This is a genomic window from Lelliottia sp. 7254-16 (genome assembly GCF_002922995.1).
In the GTDB taxonomy this organism is placed as follows: Bacteria; Pseudomonadota; Gammaproteobacteria; order Enterobacterales; family Enterobacteriaceae; genus Enterobacter; species Enterobacter jeotgali.
On sequence record NZ_PQVS01000008.1, the window covers coordinates 99,904 to 120,743 of the forward strand.

A 20,840-nucleotide genomic window follows, 5' to 3' on the forward strand; every position below is an offset into this window, starting at 1 on the left:
TCAACACATCCCCGCAACCGGAGCGCGCCATGCCCCTACCTGACTTTCATGTATCCGATCCTTTCACGCTGGGTATTGAACTCGAACTGCAGGTGGTGAATCCGCCGGGGTACGACCTCAGCCAGGACTCTTCGGCGCTGATTGCTGCCGTCAAAAACGACATCAAAGCCGGTGAGGTCAAGCACGATATCACCGAAAGCATGCTCGAAATTGCCACCGGCGTGTGTCAGGACATCCACCAGGCGGCGGCGCAGTTTTCAGCCATGCAGCAGGCGATCCTGCGCGCGGCGGCAGATCAACATATTCAGATTTGTGGCGGCGGGACACATCCGTTTCAAAAGTGGCAACGTCAGGAAGTGTGTGACGATGAACGCTACAACCGCACGCTGGAGATGTTTGGCTATCTGATTTTGCAGGCCACGGTGTTCGGCCAACACGTGCACGTCGGCTGCCGCAGCGGCGATGAGGCGATTTATCTTCTGCACGGCCTGTCGCGTTTTGTCCCGCACTTTATCGCCCTCTCCGCCTCGTCGCCCTACATGCAAGGGAGCGACACGAAATTTGCCTCGTCGCGGCTCAATATTTTCTCGGGATTTCCGGATAACGGCAAAATGCCGTGGGTGAATAACTGGCAGGAGTTTGAAGGATTATTTCGTCGTCTGAGCTACACCACGATGATCGACAGCATCAAAGATTTGCACTGGGATATTCGCCCCAGCCCGCACTTTGGTACCGTCGAGGTGCGCGTCATGGACACGCCGCTGACGCTGGCCCATGCGATTAACATCGCCGGATTGATTCAGGCTACTTCGCACTGGCTGCTGACCGAGCGCCCGTATAAGCATCAGGAACAGGATTTTTTGCTGTATCGGTTTAATCGTTTTCAGGCCTGTCGCTATGGGCTGGATGGGTTGCTCACCGATGTGAATACCGGCGAGCAAAAAACCATTGCCGAGGATATTGCGTGGCTGCTGGAGCGCGTCGCGCCGTCCGCCGAAAAGCTGGGGGCGGAGAGCGCGATTGCGGAAATTGCCCTGATGTTGAAACAGGGCAAGAGCGAAGCGCAGCGAATGCGGGATTTTATCGCCAACGGCGGTTCGCTGACCTCGCTGGTGCAAAAACACTGCGAGCTGTGGACTACTCACCCGTAAGTTTATGGCCCCACTCGCGCAGGCGCTGGAACAGCACGAATAGCGCCGGGATGAACACGATGCCGACCACGGTGGCCACCAGCATCCCGCTGAACACCGTGGTCCCGATGATGCGACGGCTCTGCGCCCCCGCGCCGGAGGCCAGCATCATCGGCAGGACACCAATAATAAACGACACGGCGGTCATCATGACTGCACGAAAGCGCTTCGATGCGCCCTCACGGGCAGCGTCGACAATCTCCATCCCGTCAATACGCCGCGCGCGGGCAAACTCGACGATCAGAATGGCGTTTTTGGCCGCCAAGGCGATGAGCAACACCAGCCCGATCTGCACGTACACATCGTTCGCGAAGCCTGCTAACCATAGCCATACCAGCGCGCCGCCGATGGCAAACAGCACCGAGAGCATCACGCTCGCGGGCAGCGTCCAGCTTTCGTACTGCGCAACGAGGAACAGCCACGCCATCACCACCGCCGCCAGCACAATCCAGACCGCCTGATTGCCCGTCTGCTGCTCCTGATACGACATGCCGCTCCACGCGTAGTCATATCCGGCGGGCAGATTTTCGCTCAGCAACTGGCCCATTGCGGCCATCGCCGTGCTGCTGCTCACGCCCACTGCCGCCGACCCGCTGACTGACACGGACGGAAACTGGTTGTACTGCTGTAAAAACGGCGCGCCGACGGTCGGGGTGACGGTGACCAAATTACTCAGGCGCACGCGTTCACCGTTGTTGCTGCGCACATACAGCTCTGAAATCTGCTCCGCGCGCTCGCGCCACTGCATCTCATTTTGCAATACCACGTGATACACGCGGTTGTTGATGCTGAAATCCCCGGCGCGCGTGCCGCCAAACGCAGTTTGCAGGCTGCTGAAGATACGACTGACGGGCACATCCAGCCGTGCTGCACGCTCGCGATCGACTTCAAGCGTCAGCTGTGGCACGTTGCTGCTCCAGGTGGTAAACACGCGGTTAAGCTGCGGATGCTGATTGGCTTTTGCCAGCACCTCGCGGGTGACGCGCTCCAGCTCCGCCGGGCTTTGCCCCGCCTGCGCCTGGATGCGCAGATCAAAACCAGAGGCGTTACCCAGGCCCGGCAGCGTTGGCGGCGCGAAGGTCATGATGGTCGCTTCCGGCAGGGCCAATAGCTGGCGTTGCAGCGCGCCCATCACCTCGTCCAGTGGCGGGCGCTCACTCCAGTCTTTCAACATCACCGAGATAAACCCGCCGTTCGAGGCGCTGGTGCCGTTGAGAATATTAAAACCGGACACCTGAATCACATCTTCCACCGCCGGATTGGCGGCAATCAGCTCCCGCGCAGTGGTCATCACCGCTTCGGTACGCTCCAGCGAAGCCGCTTCCGGCAACTGCACGCTGGCGAAAAAGTACCCCTGATCTTCCTGCGGCAGAAAGCCTTTTGGCATGGCGGTAAAACTCAGCGCCACAATAACCGCCGCACCGACCGTCGCCGCCAGCGCCAGCAGCGGACGACGGTTAAAGATATCGACCAGTTTTGTGTAGCCGTTGCGCGTGGCGTCCAGCCCACGGTTAAATCCGCGGAAGATGGCCGCTGGATGACCAACGCGTGGGCGCAGCAAAAGAGCGCACAGCGCGGGCGTGAGTGTCAGGGCAACAATGCTGGAAAGCGTCACGGCGGTGGAGAGTGTCACCGCAAACTGGCGATACAGTTCGCCGACAATTCCCGGCAGCAGCGCCACTGGCACGAACACCGCCAGCAGCACCAGCGTGGTGGCAATCACCGGCCCGGCAATCTGACGCAGGGCGTTGGCTGTGGCCTCAGTGCGGCTCTGCCCTTCTGCCATCAGGGTTTCGACGCTCTCCACCACCACAATCGCGTCGTCCACCACCATCGTCAGCGCCAGAATGATAGCGAACAGACTCAGGGTATTGGCGGAATAACCCAGTGTGTAGAGCACCGCAAAGGTGCCGATCAACGACACCGGGATCGCCAGCGCCACAATCAGCGTCGCGCGCCAGCTTTGCAGGAAAAGAGAAACAACCACTACCACGGCGAGCAGCGTCAGGGCCAGCGAGGTGCCGATCTCTTTGATGGTCGCCGCGACAAACTCGGTGGTGTCGAACTTCACTTCCCAGGTCAGGTCTTCAGGGAAACGCGTGGCCAGACGCTCAAGCTCGCCGCGCACGGCATCGGCTACGCGCAGGGCGTTGGCGGACGGCGTCGGGTAGATCCCTAAATACGCCGAGTCGTGACCGTTCAGCTGTGCGCCGGAACTGTAGCTGCGCGAGCCTAACTCGATCGTCGCCACGTCTTTCAGGCGCACCAGTTGCCCCATCTCACCGGCGCGAAGAATAATGTCACCAAAGGCTTCGGCCTCGTTGAGACGCCCCAGCCCGTTAATCGTGAGCGTTTGCTGCTGCCCGTTAAACACCGGCGGCGTGCCTACCTGGCCTGCCGCACCCTGCACGTTTTGCTCGCGCAAGGCCTGAGCGACATCGTCGGTGGTTACATTCAGGCCATTCATGCGATCCGGGCGCAGCCAGATGCGCATGCTGTAGTCGCGCGCGCCAAACAGCTGGACCTGCCCGACACCCGGCAGACGCGCAAGTGCTTCTCGGACCTGCGTGCTGGCATAGTTGCTGACAAACAGCGGGGAATGGGTACCCTGCGGTGAGTAAAGACTTACCCCCATCATCAGGTTAGTCGCGCGTTTACGCACCTGAACGCCGTTTTGCTGCGCCTCGGCGGGCAGCTGGGCGACGGCCTGCGCCACGCGATTTTGCACGTCGATGGCCGCCAGATCCGCGTCAGTTCCTGCGGCAAAAGTGATGTTCAGGCTGTACGTGCCCTCATCGGAACTGGTCGATTCCATGTAGAGCATGTGGTCCACGCCGTTAAGCTGGGTTTCCAGCGGCGTGGCGATGGCTTCCGCCACGTCACCCGCACTGGCACCCGGCCAGCTGGCGCTTACATTCACCACGGGCGGCGTGATTTGCGGATACTGCTCCACCGGGATCAGCTTCAGGGCGATGGCCCCGAGCATCGTGATCACCAGGGCGATCACCATCGCAAAGCGCGGGCGTTTGATAAACAACGTCAGCATGATGGCTCCTTAATTGAGGATCTGGACAGCCGCACCGGGCTGTAAACGCGGCGCGCCGTCGGTGACCACACGCTCGTGCGCCTCGACGCCACTTTGCACGGTGAACTGCTGGCCCATTTGCCCGCCGAGCGTGAGCGCACGCTTTTCGGCTTTTCCGTCGGCGTTCACGACCCAGGTGAAGAAGCCGTCGCCGTTTTGCTGAACGGCCGCAGCCGGGATCGCCAGCGCATCCTGCTCACTTTGCGGACGAAGCCAGACGTTCACATTCCCGCCCGGCAGCAAGCGGTGCTGCGGATTGGCAAATTCGGCGCGTAACATCACGCTGGCGGTGCGTGGATCGATGCGATTATCAACCGAGGTCAACGTGCCGTTTTCGCGCTGATCTCCGTTAGGTATCTGTGCCAGCCAGGCTTTTTTCAGTGCGGTGAGATCGGCGTGTTGCCCCGCTTTAGCGGCAAACGCCCCCTCTTCCAGCGCAAAGGCAATACGAATCGGATCGAGCTGAACCACTTCCACCAATGTGCCGCTGGACGGATTCACCACGCTGCCAACGTGAAACTGACTGTGGCCCATGCGCCCATTGATAGGCGAAGTGATACGGGTAAAGCCAAGGGTAACGTTACGTGCTTCAAGGCGCGCATTGGCCTGCTCGAGCGCCGCGCGGGCCACGTCGCGCTGCATCTGCGCCGTATCGACGTCATTGCGACTGATGGCGTTGCCGGTTTTCAGACTTTGAAAACGAGTCAACTGCTGCTGCGCCTGACGCAGAGTGGCTTCTGCGCTTTTCACTTCGGCCTGTGCCAGACGCACCGCCGCGCGCGGTTCAGCGTCGTCGAGCTCGAACAGCAGATCGCCTTGCTTCACATATTGCCCGTCGCGGAAATGGATTTTGGCGATGGCCCCTTCCGTGCGCGCCCGCAGTTCAACCGTGTGGATCGCCTCGATGCGGCCAGGAATTTGGCGCTCGGCGGCGTGGGTTGTCTCTTCAATCACGGCGACGCGCACCGGAATGGCAGCGGCAATGGCGGTTTGCAGGGTGCAGGAAAGGAGTGCAGCCGCCAGAGCGGTGCGCAGGAAGGTGGATTTCATGGTGGATCCTCGGTGTTTGTGCCCCTCACCCCGGCCCTCTCCCCAGGGGAGAGGGAGGTCAGAGTCCCTTCCCCAAGTGAGAAGGAGGTTAGAGTTCCCTCTCCCACAGGGAGAGGGTTAGGGTGAGGGCAAAAGTTATGCAGCCTTGCGGAACCTGCGGGTCAGTCGCTTCTCAATCTCGACGACGAAGAACATCACACCGGCCATCGCCAGGGTAATCCCCCAGTAGCGCAGCGGCAGGGCTTCGGTGCCGAACAGCATCTGCATAAATGGCAGGTAGATAATCGCCACCTGGAGCAGGAACAGCACGCCCGTCACCAGCCAGATGCCCTTGTTCGCCAGCAAACCACGGTTCAGAGAGAAGCCATTGCTATTGCGGCAGTTAATCATGTAGACCCACTGCGCACACACCAGCATCTGCAGCAGCACGGTGCGGATGAACTCGGCGCTGTGGCCGCGCGGCGCGAGCCATGCTTCGAGGGCAAAGGCCGCAATCGCGATCATGGTGCCGACGAAAGCCACGCGCCAGACGGCGAAGGCATCCATCACGTGCTGTCCGGTCTGACGCGGCGGACGTTTCATGATGTTGCGCTCGGCGGCTTCAAAGGCCAGGCCGAAGGAGAGCGTGGCGGACGTCGCCATGTTCATCCACAGAATCAGCACCGGCGTCAGTGGGATAATGTTCCCCGCCAGCAGCGCAATCACAATCAGCAAACCCTGCGCCAGGTTGGTTGGCATGATGAACAGAATCGTTTTCTTCAGGTTGTCGTAGACGCGACGCCCCTCTTTCACCGAACTGGCGATAGTGGCGAAGTTGTCGTCCGTCAGAACCATATCGGCGGCTTCTTTGGTCACTTCCGTGCCTTTGATGCCCATCGCGATCCCGACATCCGCCTGACGCAGCGCGGGTGCATCGTTCACGCCGTCGCCGGTCATACCGACGATTTCGCCCTTCTCCTGCAGCGCTTTCACCAGGCGCAGCTTATGCTCCGGGCTGGTACGCGCAAAGATGTCGAACTCCACCGCTGCATTTGCCAGCTCGGCGTCGTCCATTTTCTCCAGCTCGTAGCCGGTGACGGCCTGCGCGCTGTTGGTGATCCCCAGCATCTGACCGATGCTCATCGCGGTCTGCGGGTGGTCGCCGGTGATCATCTTCACGCGGATCCCGGCCTGCTGGCAGGCGTGGATGGCGTCGATAGCCTCCGGGCGCGGTGGGTCCATCATCCCGGCGATGCCGAGGAAAATCAGTCCGCTGTTGAGGTCATCGTGGCTCAAGCTCTGCTGATCCGCAGCCGCGGGTTTGAAGGCGGCAGCAACCATGCGCAGGCCCTGACGCGCATAGCGCTCCATCTCGGTTTCCCAGTACCCGCGATTAAAGGCTTCTTTACCGTGGCGAGTCTCCTGCTGGTCACACAGGGCGAAAATCACGTCCGGCGCACCGGTAACCAGGATTTGCTCCTCACTGCCAATCTGATAGTGGGTGCTCATGTACTTGTACTGCGAGTCGAACGGAATCTTGTTAATCAGGGTAGTCATGACCGGCGCGAGATTCGCTTTGGCGGCCAGCACTTTCAGCGCCCCTTCCGTCGGCCCACCGGTGATGCCCCACAGGCCGCGCTCGTCCTGAATAATCTGGCTGTCGTTGCACAGGTCGATGGTGCGCAGGTAGTGCTCCAGCACGGTGCCTGGCTGAATATGAACCGGCTCGTCGCTGCCTTCCAGATAGATGTGGCCCACTGGCTCGTAGCTGTTGCCTTCCACGCGGTAGCAGCTGTCGGCGGTGATAATGGCTTTGACCGTCATTTCGTTCATGGTCAGGGTGCCGGTTTTATCCGAGCAGACCACGGTCATCGCCCCCAGGGTTTCAACGGTTGGCAGCTTGCGGATAATCGCCTTTTTGTGCGCCATCGCCTGAACGCCGAGAGACAGAATAATCGAGATAATCGCTGGCAGACCTTCCGGTACCGAGGCCACCGCCAGGCTAATCAGAGAGAGCAGCAGCTCGCCCATCGGGATGTCGCGGAATACCAGGCTGAAGATAAACAGCGCGGCCATCATCACCAGAATAATGGCGAAGATCGCTTTGCCGAGCTTGTCCATCTGCACCAGCAGCGGCGTGCGGTGCTTTTCAATCCCGGCCATCATCTGGTTGATGTGGCCCAGTTCCGTATCCTGACCGGTGGCGATGACCACGCCCACGCCGCCACCGGCGCTCACGGTCGTGCCGGAGAACACTAAGTTAGTCCGGTCGCCCAGCGATAAGTCGCCGGATAACGGATTGGTGTGTTTATCCACAACCGTGGATTCGCCGGTCAGAATCGCTTCTTCGACGCGTAAATTATGCGCTTCAATCAGACGCATATCCGCTGGAATACGATCCCCTGCGCGCAGGACAATAATATCCCCAGGGACGATTTCAGTCGTCGGAATAGTTTCATGCGAGCCGCCGCGAATAACACGCGCATCGCTGGAAAGCATATTGCGAATGCTTTGCAACGATTTTTCCGCATTACTTTCCTGAACGTGTCCAATTAAGGCGTTGATGACCGCGACGCCAAGAATGACCAGCGTATCAACCCAGTGGCCCATCACCGCAGTTAATACCGCAGCGGCCAGCAAAACATAAATCAGGACGTCATTAAAATGGGCGAGAAAACGCAACCAGGCCGGTTTGCCTTTTTTCTCAGGCAGGGCATTCGGGCCATACTGCTGCAAACGGGCCTGCGCTTCGGCACGGTCCAGTCCGTTGGAGTGGCTCTTCTTTTGTGCCAGTACCTGCTCGACGGTCTGCTGGTATGGCCGATTCTGGGAGTGAGTCATTTTAGTCATTGATGCAATTCCTTCAATATCCGGTGGACGGAAGCCTGAATTCCTTTCTGGCTTTAATAAATTCAAATTTAATGGCGTTAATTCTTGCGGTGTAAATTGATCTGCCGCAATATAATTAGCGCCGGGTTATTCAAAACTAACTTTCACTATTTCGATAAGATGATTTTTACAAAATATTTCTAAACGCAATCTAAACGAGGAGAGAGCATGTTTGGTATTTATCGCGGGCGCCGCCTGGCTTTGTACATAGTTGTTGCCATTGTTATTGCGACGTTAATTGGATACAGCACTTATACGTTTGTAAAATTACTTGCCTGATGATGACAGTTATTTACATAACCAGAGAATAATTGAATTCATTCATTGCAGGTTTAATTAAATCAGGAATATTCCCGGAATATTTATTGTTTTGTTATCCGGGAAGTGTATTTCGTGATGATATTGCTTTACGTTGCAGAATCCCGGACAATAACTTTTTTAACTGACAATTAACATTAATATGAGACACCCGTTAGAATCCCTGTTGACGGCAGGAGGCATTTTGCTGATGGCACTTCTCTCCTGCCTGCTGCTTCCTGCACCGTCGTTTGGACTGGCGCTGGCGCAGAGACTGGTCGCACTGTTTCACCTCATGGATTTGAATCAGCTCTACACCCTGGTGTTCTGTCTGTGGTTTATCCTGCTCGGCGCCATTGAATTTTTCGTCCTGCGTTTCATCTGGCGCCGCTGGTTTTCACTGTCCGCGTAAGCCGGTGAAATCGCGCATCCCGTGGATCAGCGCTTCGCACCAGGCCGCGTAATCGTGGCCGCTGGACCACGGATGGAAACTCACGCGGTAGCCTTTATCACGTAAAACCTGTCCGAACATTTCGGTATTGCGATAGATCCCGCCCCCCGGCCCTGAAGTTTCGAATCGCCCGGCCTGTAGCCAGAAACGAATCGGATACGCTGGCGACTGCTGATACTGCCGCGTGAGCCAACCAGGCGCTTCCTCTTTCGGTGCCCACCAGTACGAACCCGATAAACTCAGCACGTTGCCGAACAGGTGCGGATAGCGCAGCGCCACCCACGACGACGCAATCCCGCCGTAGCTTGAACCCGCCAGCACCGTTTTTTGCCGCTGCAGCGCAATTCCCTGCCCACGCAGCCACGGCAACAGTTCCTTTCCCATAAAATCGGCGTAATCCGCATTTGGCGGCAGCTCTTTGCCGCGACGGGCGTGATCGAGGCTATCGATAAACACCACGTTGACAGGCGGAAGATGGTGCCGGGCGATCAGCCCGTCGAGCACGTTGGCAAAGTGGTATTCGTCCTGATAAATCTGCCCGTCGAACAGGATCAGCGTCCAGCGCGCGGGCTGTGCGCCGCGCGGTTTGTAAATCATCACTTCACGCGAGTTACCGAGGATTTGGCTGGCAAACGGCTGGCGTGTGAGCGAACCGTGGGTCAGCGGCTGCGCGACGGCCTGAGCCGAACAGTAGCGCGCGGGGCTGAGATCGAGCAGCGAATAGCGGTTCCAGCGGTCGGCTTGTTGATCGCCGTAAGTTTGCGGATTGAGCGGATCGGCCTGCGCGCTCACCAGAATGGCGCGGCGCTGATCGCGCGCGTTCCCTTCCACACGCGGCACGTCCGGCGCCAGTTTGTACTGCATGAGGGTGTCTGCTGGTACCACGTAGCTGCGAAACCAGACGTCAGTTTTCCCGAGGCGGAACAGCGGATCGTGATCGCCCGCGGGCGAGCCGAGAATAAAGACGTTATCGCGCGCGCCACGCCACAAGAAGGTCACACGCTTATGGCGGGCATCGACCGGCTCCACCATCGGCGTTCCCTGCCGAATTTGCGTCTGCCAGAACGCATCAGTACTCCCACCGGCAGCAACCGTTTTCGCCAGCCGTTGCAGCGTCGGGCTTTCGGGCTCGAGCATTTGCGTGCGTGCGAGCGGCGAGGTCTCTTTCATCCGCCACGTAAAGCGCCACGGCTTGCCCTCTTCCCCATGCAATACCAGAGAGGTGCTCTGCTGCACCGGCAGGGCAAACAGCAGTGAGTGCTCGCCATCAGCAGGGCCATTTTCAATCAGCGTACGAATGCGGCGGTTTTGTCCGTCGAGAAGTTTTGCATCCGTCACGCCGTTCAGCGTCGCGGAGACATAGTTTTCACCGAGCGCAGGCAGGACAAAACAGACCTCTCCGCTGGCATCGAATTTCCCGTTTTGCTCACCCTGGATGGAAGGATGCTCGCACGTTGCCGCCAGTGCTGGCAGCGTACTTATCCCTAACAGCAACCCACTCCACGCCCTTTTCATGCCGACTCGTTCCCCTGCGAAATTTGTTACCAACGCTAATGCAAATAGTAATAATTTGCAATATCATCTACGCCGTTATTAGGGTGTTTTTATGGCGATAGCAATTAAGGGATTTTAATAAAAATGTTTAAAAAGAATAAGATAATGCAGCTCTGGCTCCTGAGTCTGGCCACCGTTAGCGTGGCGGTTCAGGCAGAAAATAAAGAAGAAACCGTTGTTGTTACTGCGAGTACCAGCCAGGAACCGACCGCGCCGGTGAAGGGGATCGTGGCGACAAAAACCCTCTCTGCGACAAAAACCAGTGCGGATATTGTGAAAACGCCACAGTCAGTTTCGGTGATCACGCGCGATCAGATGGAGCAGCTCGATGTCACGTCCGTGTCACAGGCGCTGCGCTATTCCGCCGGCGTATTTACCGAATATCGCGGCTCGTCCAACCGCAACGATGAAGTGTTCGTGCGCGGTTTTAGCTACGTGCCGAAATTCCTCGACGGACTGAGCTACGGCGCAACCGCCTCCTCGCAAACCGGCACCGTCGATCCGTGGCTGCTGGAGCGCGTCGAACTGGTGCGCGGCCCTGCCTCGGTGCTGTTTGGTCAGGTAAACCCAGGCGGGTTAATCAGCATGACCAGTAAACGCCCGACCAGCGAGCCGATTCACAACGTGCAGTTCCGCACCGGGAATCATGATTTGGCTGAAGGCGCGTTTGATTTTGGCGGGCCGCTGAGCGACGACGGGCGCGTGCTGTATCGCGTGAACGGGATTGCGCGAACGCAGCATAATCAGGTCGAAGATTACAAAGAGACGCGGATGGCGATTGCCCCGGCGATCACCTGGTACCCGAACGATCAAACACGATTCACACTGCTGACCAGCTACCAGAAAGATCCTGACGCGGGCTATCGTAACTTCCTGCCCGCCTACGGCACGGTGACCAGCGCCAACGGGCGTTACATTCCGCGCGACTTTAACGTCAGCGATCCGGATTACAACCAGTCCTGGCGCGAACAAACCATGATTGGCTACGAGCTGGAACATCAGTTTGACGATAATCTCACCTTCCGCCAGAACGCCCGTTATGCCTCCATCAAACAGAAATATCGTTATCTGGTGTACGCCAACAGCGCAGCAGACAGCACGGTACTGACCCGTCGCGCCCAGCACGAAGAGCGCACCACCAACGAGTTTGGTCTTGATAACCAACTGGAATCCCTGTTCGCGACCGGCGAGGTGAACCACACGCTGCTCGGCGGCCTGGATTACAAAACCAGCAAAGACAAACAGCTGCTGGAGCGCGGGATGGGGACGCAGTACGACCTCGACTGGACGAAACCGGTATACGGTATCAACGTCGATGAGAGTACCTTCAGTAAAGCGACGGACGAGCAGCAAAACTTCGACCAGATGGGCGTCTATTTACAGGATCAGCTGAGCTGGAATAACTGGGAGTGGCTGGTTTCCGGGCGCTACGACTGGGCCGAAGTGCGTACTACTGATTTCACCGGCAGCGCGCCGACGCAGCAGAACGATAATAAGTTCACCTGGCGTACCGGCCTGCTGTACGCGTTCGATTTTGGTCTGTCGCCGTATATCAGCTACAGCACTTCCTTCGAGCCAAGCCTGCAAACCAACCGCGCGCCAGGCGTGGCACCGTTTAAGCCGACCACCGGGAAACAGACCGAAATCGGCCTGAAGTATCAGCCGGTCGATTCAACGCTGATGACCCTGGCGCTGTACGATCTGACTCAGAGCAACGTGGCGACCTACAACAGCGCCCAGGGCTGGTTCGAAAACGCGGGCGAAGTGCGATCCAAAGGGGTGGAAGCGGAAATTCATTCGACGCTGATGGAGAGCATCAACCTGATCGGTTCTTATACCTATACGGACGCAGAAACCCAGAGCACCACGGTGGCAGGTACGGAAGGCAAAACCCCAGCGCGTATTCCTGCGCACATGGCGTCGGCTTTCGCCAGCTACACCGTGCCGAGCGGCGCGCTGAAAAGCCTGACGGCCGGCGTGGGGATGCGCTACATCGGCACCAGCTACGGCGATGCGAAAAACACCTTCAAGGTGGCGTCAGTGGATTTGTATGACGCAATGATGAGCTATGAGCTGGGCGAACTGAGCAGCAGCCTGAAAGGGGCGAGCGTGCAGTTCAACGTCAATAACGTGGCGGATACCAAGTATGTGGCGTCCTGCGCCAGCGATACGGCATGCTTCTACGGGATTGGTCGTACGGTGACGGCGACGGTGAATTATCGCTGGTAAGGTGATAATGCCGGGTGGCGGCTACGCCTTACCCGGCCTACTCGTTCTGTGCGGTCTTTGTGCCGGGTGGCGGCTACGCCTTACCAGGCCTACTCGTTCTGTGCGGTCTTTGTGCCGGGTGGCGGCTACGCCTTACCCGGCCTACTCGTTCTGTGCGGTCTTTGTGCCGGGTGGCGGCTGCGCCTTACCCGGCCTGCTCGTTCTGTGCGGTCTTTGTGCCGGGTGGCGGCTGCGCCTTACCCGGCCTACTCGTTCTGTGCGGGCTTTGTGCCGGGTGGCGGCTGCACCGTGCCCGGCCTACTCGTTCTGTGCGGTCTTTGTGCCGGGTGGCGGCTGCGCCTTACCCGGCCTACTCGTTCTGTGCCGTCTTTGTGCCGGGTGGCGGCTAAGCCTTACCCGGCCTACGTTCGCGCAGTTGTAGGCCCGGTAAGCGCAGCGCCACCGGGCGTTGGCCGCAAAAATCAATGCGTGCGACTGTGATTCTCTTTGCGGTACGCGCCCGGCGGCTGATTAAACGTGCGGGTAAAAATCCGCGTAAAGGTCTGCTGGGAATCAAATCCGTAGCGCAGACAAATGTCATACACCCGCTCGTCCGACTCACGCAGATCCTTCGCCGCCAGCAGCAGTTTGCGCTCGCGAATATAGCGCCCCAGACTTTCGCCCTTGTACTGCATAAACAACCGCTGTAAATGCCATTTGGAATACCCCGCGTGACGGGCGATCTCTTCTATGCGCAGCGGCTGATGAAGATTGTCGTCGATCCATTCGACGATGGTGTCGATGACCTGAGCGGAAATAGTCATGCTGTTCTCCCCCTCTGATACCTGTTGGTTAAACATTATTTCCACCACTCGCGAAATTGCTGCGTTACATCATTCACCCGCACCGGCTCGCCCAGTTCGGGTGTCAGCAGGCGATAATTTTTGTCCTGGCTGGCATGCGTCAGCTGAATAATCGGGTCGTTCCAGCTGTGTTTCGCCAGCACAAAGCGCCCGTAATGGCCCGGTACGACTGCTTTGGCGTTAATATCGGCGGCGGCCTGCGCCGTCTCTTCCGGCAGCATATGAATGTATTTCCAGTCCTGGTCGTACTGGCCGTTTTCCATAATCGCCAGGTCGATTTCGCCAAACTGCTCACCAATCGCCTTGAAGTGCGGGCCATAGCCGGAATCGCCGCTGTAATAGACTTTCTGTTCAGGCGTGACGAACATAAAACTGCCCCACAGGGTCTGATTGCGTTTTATCCCACGTCCCGAGAAATGACGTGCGGGCAGCACGTGAACGGTCAGTTCATCGCTGATGCGCACCGACTGATTCCAGTCGCGTTCGTCGATAATGTTCGGGTCCATTGCCCAATAGCGCAGATGCGATCCCACGCCGAGCGGCGTCACCACGCGTTTCACTTTCGGCATCAGCGCCTTGATGGTGGCGTAATCGAGGTGATCGTAGTGATCGTGCGAAATGATCAGCAGGTCTATCTCCGGCATCGTTTCCGCACGCCACGGATAGTCCCCGGCAAAGGCCTTATTGAGGAACGAAAACGGCGCAGCGTAGTTGCTGAAGACCGGATCGATCAGAATGCGTTTTCCCGCCAGCTGCAAATACCAGGACGAATGTCCAAGCCAGACCAGCGTGTCCTGCTCCAGCGGAATCGCCGCCAGATCGGTTTTTACCAGCGGCAGCGGCTGCGCGGGACGCGCATTTTCTGTTTTGCTGACCAAAAATTCCCACATCGCCACCAGCATATTTTTATCGCCGTTGTAGCCCGGCGTCGGCAGCGTATTGTGGAACTGACCTTCGCGGTATTGCGGGGACGCTTCAACCTCACTGAGCTGCTCGCCCTGCGGCGGCTGGCCAAATCCGGCATTTAAAACAAAGGGTAAACTCGCAGCTGCTGCAATAATCATGACAAACACCACGCTAACAAAAAGAGGCTTCTTCATATCCTGACCCGAATACGCGCCCCCTTCCAATGGTTTGCGCGGGTTAAACTTGATTATGAGTGAGTAAGCACTCATTATAGATATGCTGATAAAGTCGTCAAGACGTTTTCGATCTTTGACATTCCGCGTTGCAGCGTAGCAAAGAGCATGTTTCAATCAGGGTTTTACACATTGACAGGAGGGGAATTTTAGTGGCACGTCCGAAGAGTGAAGATAAAAGACAGGCGTTACTGGAGGCAGCAACCGCTGCATTTGCGCAGTCAGGGATTGCCGCCTCGACGGCGTTGATCGCCCGAAATGCGGGTGTCGCTGAAGGCACGCTGTTTCGCTATTTTGCTACGAAAGACGATCTGCTGAACGCCCTCTATCTGCACCTGAAACAAGATCTTTGCCAGACGATGCTGGCGAATCTGGACCGCGCTATTAGCACCCCGAAAGAACATACCCGCAATATCTGGAACAGCTACGTGGACTGGGGCATTCGCAACCCTGTCGCCCACGGCGCCATCCGCCAGCTCGGCGTGAGTGAAAAGATTAACGCCGAAACCGAACAGGCGGTGCATGAGATGTTCCCGGAACTGCACGAGCTGTGCCGTCGTTCGGTGCGTCAGATATTTATGTCCGATGAGTTCCGCACCTTTGGTGATGCGATTTTCTTATCGCTGGCCGAAACGACGATGGAATTCGCCACCCGCGATCCTTCTCGCGCCGCAGATTTTAAATCTCTCGGCTTCGAATCCATGTGGCGCGCGCTCGCCATCGAGGACGTTAATGGACAGTAAATCATTGCAGGAGCACGCAAAAAGCGTCGCGCTGGAGTTGCCTTTCACCGAGCACTGCTGGCCGTTTGGCCCGGAGTACGACGTATTTAAGGTCAACGGTAAAATGTTCATGATCATGGCGGTCGCCCACGGGCGGGCGCACGTCAGCCTGAAATCCGAGCCGGAAAAATCACTGCTCAACCAGCAAATCTATCGCGGTATTGAACCCGGCTATCATCTGAATAAGAAGCACTGGATCTCCCTCTACGCCACCGACGATATCACGTCAGAACTGGTGGCCGATCTGGTTCTCGACTCGTGGAATCTGGTCGTCGATAAGCTGCCGAAAAAAGATCAAAAGCGCATTCGCCCGGCCTGATTGTTCGTCTCTGCCGAACGGTTTAAGCGCATTTATCGCACTTATCTTTTGTTGCTGGCCCTTGTAATCTGCTTTCCTTTCTCGCCTGTGAACGGCGATTTTTTTGACCAGGAGTCGTAATGGATATTATTGAAGTTGCCCTGAAGCGTCACTCGACCAAGGCATTCGATCCCGCTAAAAAGCTGACCGCTGAACAGGCAGAAAAAATCAAAACCCTGCTGCAATTCAGCCCGTCCAGCACCAACTCTCAGCCGTGGCATTTCATCGTTGCCAGCACCGAAGAGGGCAAAGCGCGCGTGGCAAAATCTGCCTCCGGTACTTTCGTGTTTAACGAACGTAAAATGCTGGATGCATCACACGTGGTGGTGTTCTGCGCCAAAACGGCGATGGACGATGCGTGGCTGGAACGCGTGGTGGATCAGGAAGAAGCCGACGGCCGTTTTGCCACACCAGAAGCAAAAGCCGCGAACCATAAAGGCCGCTGCTACTTTGCTGATATGCATCGTGTCGATCTGAAAGATGACGATCAGTGGATGGCGAAACAGGTTTACCTGAACGTCGGTAATTTCCTGCTCGGCGTGGGCGCGCTGGGTCTGGATGCGGTACCGATCGAAGGCTTTGACGCCGCCATTCTCGACGAAGAGTTCGGCCTTAAAGCACAAGGCTTCACCAGCCTGGTGGTAGTGCCAGTCGGCCATCACAGCGTGGAAGATTTCAACGCGTCCCTGCCTAAATCCCGTCTGCCGTTGAGCACGATTATTACTGAGTGCTAATTTGATGTGAGCCGCCGGAATCCGGCGGCTTAAGTTTCGTTGGTTTTTGAAGCAATTTTCGTTTTGCTGATCACCAGCCGACGATGCGGATGAACGTCACGATCGTAACCCCAGGCAAACGAAATCCAGCGCTCTTCAAGATCCGAATAAGAGTCTACCGGCGTCAGCTCCCAATCCTCCGCAATGGTGCCATCGGCCACGCTAATCTGATATTGCATGGTGTAGGCCCAGTCAATCATACGTAGCCAGAAACGCTGACCATCACCGGTTTGCTCGCTGTCTGAAACAACAATGTCGTACTCGCTTAAGATCCACTGGAAAAAATATTGTGGAAAACCCGAAACCACGCGCTGGTGGATGGTTCTTGGCGTACGCCAGACCATAATCTGCGTGGCCGCTCCGTCCGGATAGGTAATTTCGTGGTGGAACTGGAGCTTAACCGCGTAGGCAGTATAGGGTTTGCCATCATCCGTGGTGACGATTCGGTACTCATTCCCCTGACGGGACTTCAGCAGGCGATAGCCGGTAGGCAGAACAAAACCCGGCAGTTGAAATTCAGCCGTGCCGCGTGCAAGAAAGGTTTCCGTATGTTCCACATTTCGGGACATAAGGCCTAATTTCTGGCTGAAGTCTGCAGAATCGATCATCAAAGGTGACATCAGTGCGTTTCTCATAGCTTAACTGTAGTGCACTTTATCACCCTTCGAAAGGTCGGGCAATTTGCTGAAGCTCACTGAAACTCCCGGAGCTCATTGTTGATTATCAACCTGTTTCTGCTGGTTTCCGGCGTGCCAAATCCTCTCCGCATAACGCCCTATCACCGCCAGTGACGCCGCCAGAATCAGGAAGAAAATCACTTTATTCATGCCGTCCCAGAAGTATTCGAAATAGCGGGTGTAGAGGTTGATGGCGAGGAACGTCAGGCCAAAACCGCGCAGCATGCCGTCGTCGGTTTTCAGGCTGATGTAGATGCAGACAATGGCGGCGACCGCGAAAAACAACGCCCACGGCAGCAGCGCGGCGCGGGTGACGCCGTACCAGTTGTCGATATCGTAATTGCCAAAAATCGACATGATCCACAGGGCGACAAACAGGTAGGTCAGCCCCATCGCTTTACTGGTGGTGTACAGGTTGCGTTTGATGAGCATCGTGCGAAGCCACCAGCACAGCGCCAGCAGCGCCCCGCCGAAGAAGATAAAGCGCACCGGGTAGTTCATTCCCAGCCAGTATGCGCCCCAGCCGGACATATACCCGGTTTCAGCGCCAAACCAGTTGCCGAGCGAGAGCAGGAAAAAGAGCCATACCAGCCCCGAACGCCCGAAGAATCCTACCAGCCCGTAAACCGCGCAGCCCGCGAGGAACAGCGGCGCGATGTGTCCGCTGCCGTTATCCAGTCGTTCGCCCAGTTGCCACAGGGCAATGGCGGTGAACAGGACGCCCAAAAACAGGATCGCTTCGGTGCTGTAATGCCACTGGGTTTCCCGCCGCTGGCGGCTGAATCCCCACAGATAGAAGACCACCGCCAGCATCGCGGGCAACCCGATGCGGGCCACAGATGAAAAGGAGAAAAAGGCAATGATACGTTCCATCAATTCGCTGTCGGCGAACAGACTGCCGAACGCGATGATCACGCACACCAGCGCGGTCCAGAAGGCGTAACGGCTGAGCCGCTGCCAGTCCATTGGCACACGTTTTAAGCTGCCCGCCAGCCGCTGATGATCGTCGGCACTGAGCGCGCCTTCTTGTTCCCATTCGACGAGCGCCCGACGCAGCAGGCGTTCCTGTTTGCGAGTCACGTTCATGTTCTGTCCCTGAATGAGTGAAATTTAGTTGAGTATAACAGCCTGTTGCGCCAGCCAGCTGAGTGCGTGTTCACCCGCGTCGTCCACCGGGAGATAGACCAGCAGCCGCGAGCCGTTGCGCGGGGCCGAGTACCAGTACATCTGCTGAAGCTGAAAATCCCCCAGATCCGGGTGGCTAAAGAGTTTGAGCTGATTCTCGACGCCGCGCACGTCGTAGCGCTGATGCCACAGGGCTTCGAACTCTTCGGAGACGGCAAAAAAACGCGCCAGCTGCGCTTCCCACTGCGGATCGCCGCGATGCTCAGCCATTGCCGCACGGAAATAGGAGACAAAAATCGGCAGAACGTCATCGCGTTTGCCGAGCCTGCTGCGCCACGCCGGATGGGTGAGAAAGAGGTAAATGCAGTTACGATCTTCGGGCGGAATCGCATTAAAATCCACGCCCATCAAATGACCGAAACTGTCGTTCCACGCCACGATATCGAAGTTAGGTTTCTGAATGCTGGCCGGTTTCGGCATCAGGGTGTCGAGCAGACGCCGCGTCCCTTCGCTGATCCCCTCGCACGCCACCTGCTGCGGCGCTTCCCCCGGCGGCAGCCCCGCCAGCACAAACAGGTGCCGGGTTTCCGTTGCGGTGCATTGCAGGGCTTTCGCTACCGCCACCATCACCGCACTTGAAGGGTTCACGTCCCTGCCCTGCTCAAGCCAGGTGTACCAGGTCACGCCGACATCTGCCAGCATCGCCACCTCTTCGCGGCGCAAACCCGGCGTGCGACGGCGACCGCTGCGCGGCAGGCCGAGGCGCTGCGGGTCGAGGCTTTCGCGACGCGCACGTAAAAAGGCCCCGAGCTGCTTGCGGTTGTCGTCCTGTAATGCGGAAGTGGGTTCGGTCATCAGCGTCATACGGCCCCCTGCATGGTAGTGCCAGTACCAGTATAAGCAAGAACTGGTACCCGTTTTTGATATCAGTGATGCTACGTCCATCTGCTGAATGACGCAATGGAGTCACCATGAATACGTCTGTTGTTTCACCGGGTCGCGCAGGCCTGATATTGCTGCTCACGGGCCAGATGCTGCCGCTGATTGATACCTCAATCACCAACGTGGCGCTGGATTCGATCACCCACTCTTTACGCGCTTCCGCCACCGAACTGGAGCTGATTGTTGCCCTGTACGGCGTTGCCTTTGCTGTGTGCCTCGCTCTGGGGAGTAAGCTCGGCGATAACCTCGGTCGCCGCCGTCTGTTTATGTGGGGCGTAGCCGCGTTTGGTCTGGCGTCGCTGCTGTGCGGAATGGCCGGAAGCGTGGAACAATTGCTGGGTGCACGCGTGTTACAGGGCGCAGGGGCGGCGCTAATCGTGCCGCAAATCCTCGCCACGTTGCACATCACCCTGAAAGGGACGGCGCACGCCAAAGCCATCAGTCTGTTTGGCGGGATCGGTGGGATTGCCTTTATCGTCGGTCAGATGGGCGGCGGCTGGCTGGTGTCGGCGGATATCGCCGGGTTGGGCTGGCGAAACGCCTTCTTTATCAACGTGCCAATCTGCCTGCTGGTGCTGGCCCTGAGCCGTCATTACGTGCCGGAAACCCGCCGCGAAATGCCGTCGCGCATTGACTGGCAGGGCACCGCGCTGCTGGCCGTGATTCTTTGCTGCCTGCTGTTTCCGATGGCGCTCGGCCCAGAACTCCACTGGCCCATCACATTGCAACTGGCGCTGGTCGCCGTGATTCCGTTGATGCTGTGGATGCGCGCCAGCGCGATACGTAAGCAGCAGCGCGGCGAGCATCCCTTGCTGCCGCCGCGCTTGTTGAAGCTCACCAGCATCCGCTTTGGCATGGTGATCGCTCTGCTGTTCTTCAGCGCCTGGTCGGGCTTTATGTTCTGCATGGCGCTGACCATGCAGGCCGGGCTGGGGATGGCACCGTGGCAGTCGGGGAACAGTTTTATCGCCCTTGGCGTCTCTTATTTTGTCTCCGCCTGGTATGCGCCAAAACTGATTGCCCGCTATAGCATGGGGCGCATTCTGATGACCGGCCTGACGGTGCAAATCGCCGGTCTGCTGCTGTTGATCGCCACCTTCTGGCGCTTCGGGCAGGCCAATACTGCGCTGACGCTCGCCCCGGCGACCATTCTGATCGGCTACGGCCAGGCGTTGATCGTCAACAGCTTTTACCGGATTGGGATGCGTGATATCAGCAGCTGCGACGCGGGAGCCGGGAGCGCCATTCTGAGCACCTTGCAGCAGGCTACGCTCGGCCTTGGTCCGGCCATTTTGGGCACGCTGTTCCTGACTTTTGCGCGTCACAACGGCGGGCATTACCCGCAGGCGATGATCGGTTTTCTGAGCATCGAAGTGGCTATGATGCTGACGCTCGGCGGCATTGCTCTGTGGCTGCGCCATCGACTGGAGACTGGTCCGCTGCCTGCATAGCGTCGCGGGTTGCATAATAAAAGCACA

At 57.7% G+C, this 20,840-nt stretch carries 16 protein-coding genes; 7 read left to right on the top strand and 9 right to left on the bottom strand.

The genetic code is table 11. The features are described 5' to 3' along the window. Positions 1-29 precede the first annotated feature (29 nt). Entirely contained in the window at positions 30-1,151 is a 1,122-nt protein-coding gene (locus C3708_RS12660; RefSeq protein WP_095281138.1) for a YbdK family carboxylate-amine ligase, read from the top strand. Here C3708_RS12660 and C3708_RS12665 read toward each other — a convergent pair. From C3708_RS12665 to C3708_RS12675, 3 genes are all read right to left on the bottom strand, one after another. Continuing rightward, on the bottom strand, positions 1,138-4,236 hold the full coding sequence (locus tag C3708_RS12665) for an efflux RND transporter permease subunit (RefSeq protein WP_103949489.1): 3,099 nt from the start codon (positions 4,234-4,236) through the stop codon (positions 1,138-1,140). The genes C3708_RS12660 and C3708_RS12665 overlap by 14 nt on opposite strands. A 9-nt stretch (positions 4,237-4,245) precedes the next feature. Next, the gene (locus C3708_RS12670) at positions 4,246-5,325 is read right to left on the bottom strand and encodes an efflux RND transporter periplasmic adaptor subunit (RefSeq protein WP_103949490.1); all 1,080 of its coding nucleotides are present in this window, start codon (positions 5,323-5,325) and stop codon (positions 4,246-4,248) included. A gap of 135 nt (positions 5,326-5,460) precedes the next feature. Beyond that, positions 5,461-8,154 carry a cation-transporting P-type ATPase gene (locus tag C3708_RS12675; RefSeq protein WP_103949491.1) on the bottom strand — a complete coding sequence of 898 codons (2,694 nt, stop codon included), beginning with the start codon at positions 8,152-8,154 and terminating at the stop codon, positions 5,461-5,463. Between the two features lie 499 nt (positions 8,155-8,653). Between C3708_RS12675 and C3708_RS12680 the strand changes: the two genes are divergently transcribed. Further along, on the top strand, positions 8,654-8,902 hold the full coding sequence (locus C3708_RS12680; protein WP_095281134.1) for a DUF1158 domain-containing protein: 249 nt from the start codon (positions 8,654-8,656) through the stop codon (positions 8,900-8,902). Here C3708_RS12680 and C3708_RS12685 read toward each other — a convergent pair. Then, positions 8,888-10,456 (bottom strand): alpha/beta hydrolase-fold protein, encoded by a 1,569-nt coding sequence (locus tag C3708_RS12685; protein ID WP_103946730.1) that lies wholly within the window; start codon positions 10,454-10,456, stop codon positions 8,888-8,890. The genes C3708_RS12680 and C3708_RS12685 overlap by 15 nt on opposite strands. Before the next feature lie 123 nt (positions 10,457-10,579). On the opposite strand from C3708_RS12685, the gene C3708_RS12690 reads away from it, so the two are divergent. Further along, complete coding sequence (locus tag C3708_RS12690; protein ID WP_103949492.1) at positions 10,580-12,724, top strand: TonB-dependent siderophore receptor; 2,145 nt, start codon at positions 10,580-10,582, stop codon at positions 12,722-12,724. Between the two features lie 461 nt (positions 12,725-13,185). Here the strand turns inward: C3708_RS12690 and C3708_RS12695 are convergent, their stop codons facing one another. Together C3708_RS12695 and C3708_RS12700 are read right to left on the bottom strand one after the other, a co-directional pair. Continuing rightward, a complete protein-coding gene (locus C3708_RS12695; RefSeq protein WP_095284206.1) occupies positions 13,186-13,527 on the bottom strand; it encodes a RamA family antibiotic efflux transcriptional regulator in 342 nt (113 codons plus the stop codon). Between the two features lie 35 nt (positions 13,528-13,562). Continuing rightward, on the bottom strand, positions 13,563-14,666 hold the full coding sequence (locus C3708_RS12700) for an MBL fold metallo-hydrolase (protein WP_103949537.1): 1,104 nt from the start codon (positions 14,664-14,666) through the stop codon (positions 13,563-13,565). 191 nt (positions 14,667-14,857) lie between these two features. Between C3708_RS12700 and C3708_RS12705 the strand changes: the two genes are divergently transcribed. From C3708_RS12705 to nfsB, 3 genes are all read left to right on the top strand, one after another. Next, positions 14,858-15,448 (top strand): TetR/AcrR family transcriptional regulator, encoded by a 591-nt coding sequence (locus C3708_RS12705; protein ID WP_095281130.1) that lies wholly within the window; start codon positions 14,858-14,860, stop codon positions 15,446-15,448. Next, positions 15,438-15,806, top strand: a complete 369-nt coding sequence (locus tag C3708_RS12710; RefSeq protein WP_103949493.1) for an MmcQ/YjbR family DNA-binding protein — start codon at positions 15,438-15,440, stop codon at positions 15,804-15,806. The genes C3708_RS12705 and C3708_RS12710 overlap by 11 nt, the downstream gene beginning before the upstream one ends. Before the next feature lie 119 nt (positions 15,807-15,925). Next, positions 15,926-16,579, top strand: a complete 654-nt coding sequence (gene nfsB / locus C3708_RS12715) for an oxygen-insensitive NAD(P)H nitroreductase (RefSeq protein ID WP_095281128.1) — start codon at positions 15,926-15,928, stop codon at positions 16,577-16,579. 29 nt (positions 16,580-16,608) lie between these two features. Here the strand turns inward: nfsB and C3708_RS12720 are convergent, their stop codons facing one another. The 3 genes from C3708_RS12720 to C3708_RS12730 all read right to left on the bottom strand — a co-directional run bounded on the left by C3708_RS12720 (position 16,609) and on the right by C3708_RS12730 (position 19,284). Beyond that, positions 16,609-17,238, bottom strand: a complete 630-nt coding sequence (locus tag C3708_RS12720) for a hypothetical protein (protein WP_095281127.1) — start codon at positions 17,236-17,238, stop codon at positions 16,609-16,611. A 90-nt stretch (positions 17,239-17,328) separates the two neighbouring features. After that, on the bottom strand, positions 17,329-18,381 hold the full coding sequence (locus tag C3708_RS12725) for a DUF2157 domain-containing protein (RefSeq protein WP_103949494.1): 1,053 nt from the start codon (positions 18,379-18,381) through the stop codon (positions 17,329-17,331). A gap of 24 nt (positions 18,382-18,405) precedes the next feature. Continuing rightward, positions 18,406-19,284: a helix-turn-helix transcriptional regulator gene (locus C3708_RS12730; protein ID WP_103949495.1), complete on the bottom strand. Its 879-nt coding sequence runs from the start codon at positions 19,282-19,284 to the stop codon at positions 18,406-18,408. 107 nt (positions 19,285-19,391) lie between these two features. Here C3708_RS12730 and C3708_RS12735 point away from each other — a divergent pair, with 107 nt between their 5' ends. After that, positions 19,392-20,813 (top strand): MFS transporter, encoded by a 1,422-nt coding sequence (locus C3708_RS12735; RefSeq protein ID WP_103949496.1) that lies wholly within the window; start codon positions 19,392-19,394, stop codon positions 20,811-20,813. Positions 20,814-20,840 lie beyond the last annotated feature (27 nt).